The organism is Methylobacillus caricis (genome assembly GCF_020532705.1).
GTDB lineage: Bacteria > Pseudomonadota > Gammaproteobacteria > Burkholderiales > Methylophilaceae > Methylobacillus > Methylobacillus caricis.
In genome coordinates this window covers 1-5,425 of the sequence record NZ_JAJAVD010000006.1, presented here as the reverse complement: position 1 = coordinate 5,425, position 5,425 = coordinate 1, and the positions used below count along the sequence as shown (strand labels likewise).

The 5,425-nt window shown below is 50.1% G+C and carries 2 tRNA genes and 2 rRNA genes; all 4 read right to left on the bottom strand.

Annotated features, from left to right (window positions below):
* Window positions 1-165: 165 nt before the first annotated feature.
* A 23S ribosomal RNA gene (locus tag LG200_RS14005) occupies window positions 166-3,058 on the bottom strand.
* 318 nt (window positions 3,059-3,376) lie between these two features.
* A tRNA-Ala gene (locus LG200_RS14000) sits at window positions 3,377-3,452 on the bottom strand.
* 16 nt (window positions 3,453-3,468) lie between these two features.
* A tRNA-Ile gene (locus LG200_RS13995) sits at window positions 3,469-3,545 on the bottom strand.
* A 72-nt stretch (window positions 3,546-3,617) separates the two neighbouring features.
* Window positions 3,618-5,162, bottom strand: a 16S ribosomal RNA gene (locus LG200_RS13990).
* Together the 16S and 23S rRNA genes with 2 tRNA genes alongside form the textbook arrangement of a ribosomal RNA operon.
* Window positions 5,163-5,425 lie beyond the last annotated feature (263 nt).

Here is a 5,425-nt window from a genome sequence, read left to right as displayed (position 1 = left end):
CAGACATAACCGTTAGTCCTTGAGGTATTGCACTCAAGCACTGTTAATCTGATGGAATTTGCTTAGCAAATTCATCTTCAACAAATAGAAGAAGTAAAGAATTTAGGTGTATTTGATTACAGCTTTAGAACACCTTGCTTAGGCTTACCCAAGTTTCAAGGTTATAGGATCAAGCCTCACGAGCAATTAGTATCGGTTAGCTTAACGCATTACTGCGCTTCCACACCCGACCTATCAACGTCCTGGTCTCGAACGACTCTTTAGTGTGCTCAAGGCACAAGGGAAGTCTCATCTTGAGGCAAGTTTCGCGCTTAGATGCTTTCAGCGCTTATCTCTTCCAGACTTAGCTACCCGGCGATGCCACTGGCGTGACAACCGGTCCACCAGAGGTCTGTCCACTCCGGTCCTCTCGTACTAGGAGCAGCCCCCCTCAAACTTCCAACGCCCACGGCAGATAGGGACCAAACTGTCTCACGACGTTTTAAACCCAGCTCACGTACCACTTTAAATGGCGAACAGCCATACCCTTGGGACCGGCTACAGCCCCAGGATGTGATGAGCCGACATCGAGGTGCCAAACTCCCCCGTCGATATGAACTCTTGGGAGGAATCAGCCTGTTATCCCCAGAGTACCTTTTATCCGTTGAGCGATGGCCCTTCCATACAGAACCACCGGATCACTATGACCTGCTTTCGCACCTGCTCGACCTGTCCGTCTCGCAGTCAAGCAACCTTATGCCATTGCACTATCAGTACGATTTCCGACCGTACCTAGGTTACCTTCGCACTCCTCCGTTACTCTTTGGGAGGAGACCGCCCCAGTCAAACTGCCCACCATGCACGGTCCCCGATCCAGATTATGGACCTAGGTTAGAACCTCAACAACATCAGGGTGGTATTTCAAGGTTGGCTCCACGGTAACTGGCGTCACCGCTTCAAAGCCTCCCACCTATCCTACACAAATCTTGTCAAAGTCCAATGCAAAGCTACAGTAAAGGTTCATGGGGTCTTTCCGTCTAGCCGCGGGTAGATTGCATCTTCACAAACATTTCAACTTCGCTGAGTCCCGAGAGGAGACAGTGTGGCCATCGTTACGCCATTCGTGCGGGTCGGAACTTACCCGACAAGGAATTTCGCTACCTTAGGACCGTTATAGTTACGGCCGCCGTTTACCGGGGCTTCAATCAAGAGCTTGCACCCCATCATTTAACCTTCCGGCACCGGGCAGGCGTCACACCGTATACGTCCACTTTCGTGTTTGCACAGTGCTGTGTTTTTATTAAACAGTCGCAGCCACCTTTTCACTGCAACCCCATCAAGCTCCGGACGCGAGGTCCTTCACCCTACCGGGGCGCACCTTCTCCCGAAGTTACGGTGCTAATTTGCCGAGTTCCTTCTCCCGGGTTCTCTCAAGCGCCTTAGAATTCTCATCCTGCCCACCTGTGTCGGTTTGCGGTACGGTCTCAATATAACTGAAGCTTAGTGGCTTTTCTTGGAAGCTTGGTATCAATCACTTCGTCTCACAAGGAGACTCGTCGTCACGCCTCAGAATTGACCCTCCGGATTTGCCTAAAGGATCTCCCTACACGCTTAAACCACCTATTCCAACAGATGGCTGACCTAACCTTCTCCGTCCCCACATCGCATTATATTGAGGTACAGGAATATTAACCTGTTTCCCATCAGCTACGCATCTCTGCCTCACCTTAGGGGCCGACTCACCCTGCGCCGATGAACGTTGCGCAGGAAACCTTGGGCTTTCGGCGAGGGGGCTTTTCACCCCCTTTATCGCTACTCATGTCAGCATTCGCACTTCTGATACCTCCAGCATGCCTCACAGCACACCTTCGCAGGCCTACAGAACGCTCTCCTACCATGCATACATTCCGAAGAATGCAGCATCCGAAGCTTCGGTTACGTGCTTAGCCCCGTTACATCTTCCGCGCGGGACGACTCGACCAGTGAGCTATTACGCTTTCTTTAAAGGATGGCTGCTTCTAAGCCAACCTCCTGGCTGTCTGTGCCTTCCCACTTCGTTTTCCACTTAGCACGTCATTTGGGACCTTAGCTGTCGGTCTGGGTTGTTTCCCTCTTGACCACGGACGTTAGCACCCATGGTCTGTCTCCCGTAATTGCACTTCTCGGTATTCGGAGTTTGCCATGGTTTGGTAAGTTCTTATGAACCCCCTAGCCATAACAGTGCTCTACCCCCAAGAGTGATATACGAGGCACTACCTAAATAGTTTTCGGAGAGAACCAGCTATTTCCAAGTTTGTTTAGCCTTTCACCCCTATCCACAGCTCATCCCCTAATTTTTCAACATTAGTGGGTTCGGACCTCCAGTACCTGTTACGGCACCTTCATCCTGGCCATGGATAGATCACTTGGTTTCGGGTCTACACCCAGCAACTGAACGCCCTATTCGGACTCGCTTTCGCTACGCCTCCCCTATCGGTTAAGCTTGCTACTGAATGTAAGTCGCTGACCCATTATACAAAAGGTACGCAGTCACCCCTTGCGAGGCTCCCACTGTTTGTATGCATGCGGTTTCAGGATCTATTTCACTCCCCTCCCGGGGTTCTTTTCGCCTTTCCCTCACGGTACTGGTTCACTATCGGTCGATTACGAGTATTTAGCCTTGGAGGATGGTCCCCCCATGTTCAGACAGGATTTCACGTGTCCCGCCCTACTTGTCGTTATCCTAGTTCCACAAACGGGTTTTCGTATAAGGGGCTATCACCCTCTATGGCCGGACTTTCCATTCCGTTCTACTAACGCGTCTGCTAAAAATAACAGGCTTTTCCGGGTTCGCTCGCCACTACTTCCGGAATCTCGGTTGATTTCTTTTCCTCGAGCTACTTAGATGTTTCAGTTCACTCGGTTCGCCACCGCCCTCCTATATATTCAGAGGGGGTTACCCTTGCGGGTGGGTTTCCCCATTCGGACATTCCCGGATCAAAGCTTGTTTGCCAGCTCCCCGAGACTTTACGCAGGCTACCACGTCCTTCATCGCCTGTAATCGCCAAGGCATCCACCACATGCACTTATTCGCTTGACCCTATAACGTTGAAACCTGAGCCCTTTTAAACTCAAATTCCGCGATGCATGAGACATCCGTTACAGGTTTTCTAAAGCACTTCATTCAATCGCACCAAGCTGATGCGATCAAACTAATTTGAACTGTTAATTCTTGCGAACCAACGATTTCAAATGTTTCGATTTTGCAATCAAATTACCCATTTGAATACTAGAACCTCATCACAAAGTTCTTGGTATTCTCTTTACTTCTTCCATTTTGTTAAAGATCAATCCAGCTTGTAAAAGCCAGAAGTAAAGACAGCACGCTGTATTTACTTCTAACTTTTCAACAAAGAGTTGGTGGAGGATGACGGGATCGAACCGACGACCCCCTGCTTGCAAAGCAGGTGCTCTCCCAGCTGAGCTAATCCCCCTATTACTTCCGTAATCTGGTGGGTCTGGTTGGGCTCGAACCAACGACCCCCGCCTTATCAAGACGGTGCTCTAACCAGCTGAGCTACAGACCCTTAAGGCCAATCTTTGTTGCGCTCTTTAAACAACCGATAAGTGTGAATGCTTGCAAGCAAGGCTTACTCTAGAAAGGAGGTGATCCAGCCGCACCTTCCGATACGGCTACCTTGTTACGACTTCACCCCAGTCATGAATCCCACCGTGGTAATCGCCCTCCTTGCGGTTAGGCTAACTACTTCTGGTGAAACCCACTCCCATGGTGTGACGGGCGGTGTGTACAAGGCCCGGGAACGTATTCACCGCGACATGCTGATCCGCGATTACTAGCGATTCCGACTTCATGTAGTCGAGTTGCAGACTACAATCCGGACTACGATCGGCTTTCTGAGATTAGCTCCCCCTCGCGGGTTGGCAACCCTCTGTACCGACCATTGTATTACGTGTGAAGCCCTGGCCATAAGGGCCATGAGGACTTGACGTCATCCCCACCTTCCTCCGGTTTGTCACCGGCAGTCCCAATAAAGTGCCCAACTGAATGATGGCAATTATTGGCAAGGGTTGCGCTCGTTGCGGGACTTAACCCAACATCTCACGACACGAGCTGACGACAGCCATGCAGCACCTGTGTCCACTTTCCCTTTCGGGCACCTAATGCATCTCTGCTTCGTTAGTGGCATGTCAAGGCCAGGTAAGGTTTTTCGCGTTGCATCGAATTAATCCACATAATCCACCGCTTGTGCGGGCCCCCGTCAATTCCTTTGAGTTTTAATCTTGCGACCGTACTCCCCAGGCGGTCAACTTCACGCGTTAGCTGCGTTACTAAGAGATTTTACTCTCCCAACAACTAGTTGACATCGTTTAGGGCGTGGACTACCAGGGTATCTAATCCTGTTTGCTCCCCACGCTTTCGAGCCTGAGCGTCAGTATTAGGCCAGGGGGCTGCCTTCGCCATTGGTATTCCTCCACATCTCTACGCATTTCACTGCTACACGTGGAATTCTACCCCCCTCTCCCATACTCTAGCCTTGTAGTTTCAAACGCAGTTCCCAGGTTGAGCCCGGGGCTTTCACATCTGACTTACAAAACCGCCTGCGCTCGCTTTACGCCCAGTAATTCCGATTAACGCTTGCACCCTACGTATTACCGCGGCTGCTGGCACGTAGTTAGCCGGTGCTTCTTATCAAGGTACCGTCAACCTCACATATTATTTACATGTAAGTTTTCTTTCCTTGCGAAAGAGCTTTACAACCCGAAGGCCTTCTTCACTCACGCGGCATGGCTGGATCAGGCTTGCGCCCATTGTCCAAAATTCCCCACTGCTGCCTCCCGTAGGAGTCTGGGCCGTGTCTCAGTCCCAGTGTGGCTGATCATCCTCTCAGACCAGCTACTGATCGTCGCCTTGGTAGGCTTTTACCCCACCAACTAGCTAATCAGATATCGGCCGCTCCATTAACGTGAGGTCCGAAGATCCCCCACTTTCCCCCTCAGGGCGTATGCGGTATTAGCTAATCTTTCGACTAGTTATCCCCCATTAATGGACACGTTCCGATATATTACTCACCCGTTCGCCACTCGTCAGCAGAGAAGCAAGCTTCTCTCTGTTACCGTTCGACTTGCATGTGTAAAGCATGCCGCCAGCGTTCAATCTGAGCCAGGATCAAACTCTTCAGTTTAATTCCGACTATTACTTGTTTGACCTCTTTCGAGGTCGGTATATCGCTTGGCTTATTCTCAAATGAATCTTAGGTGTAACCATTAAGGCTACAGATTTGATTTCATTTAAGTGTAAGCACTTGTATTTTGAGTTTCTCGATACTTATAAATAAGCATCGATTCGCACTCACCTACAAGCACCCACACTTATCGGTTGTTCAATTTGTTAAAGAGCAGTTTACTTCTTTTAATCTCGCCGCTGATCGTTATTCAATCAGCGAGA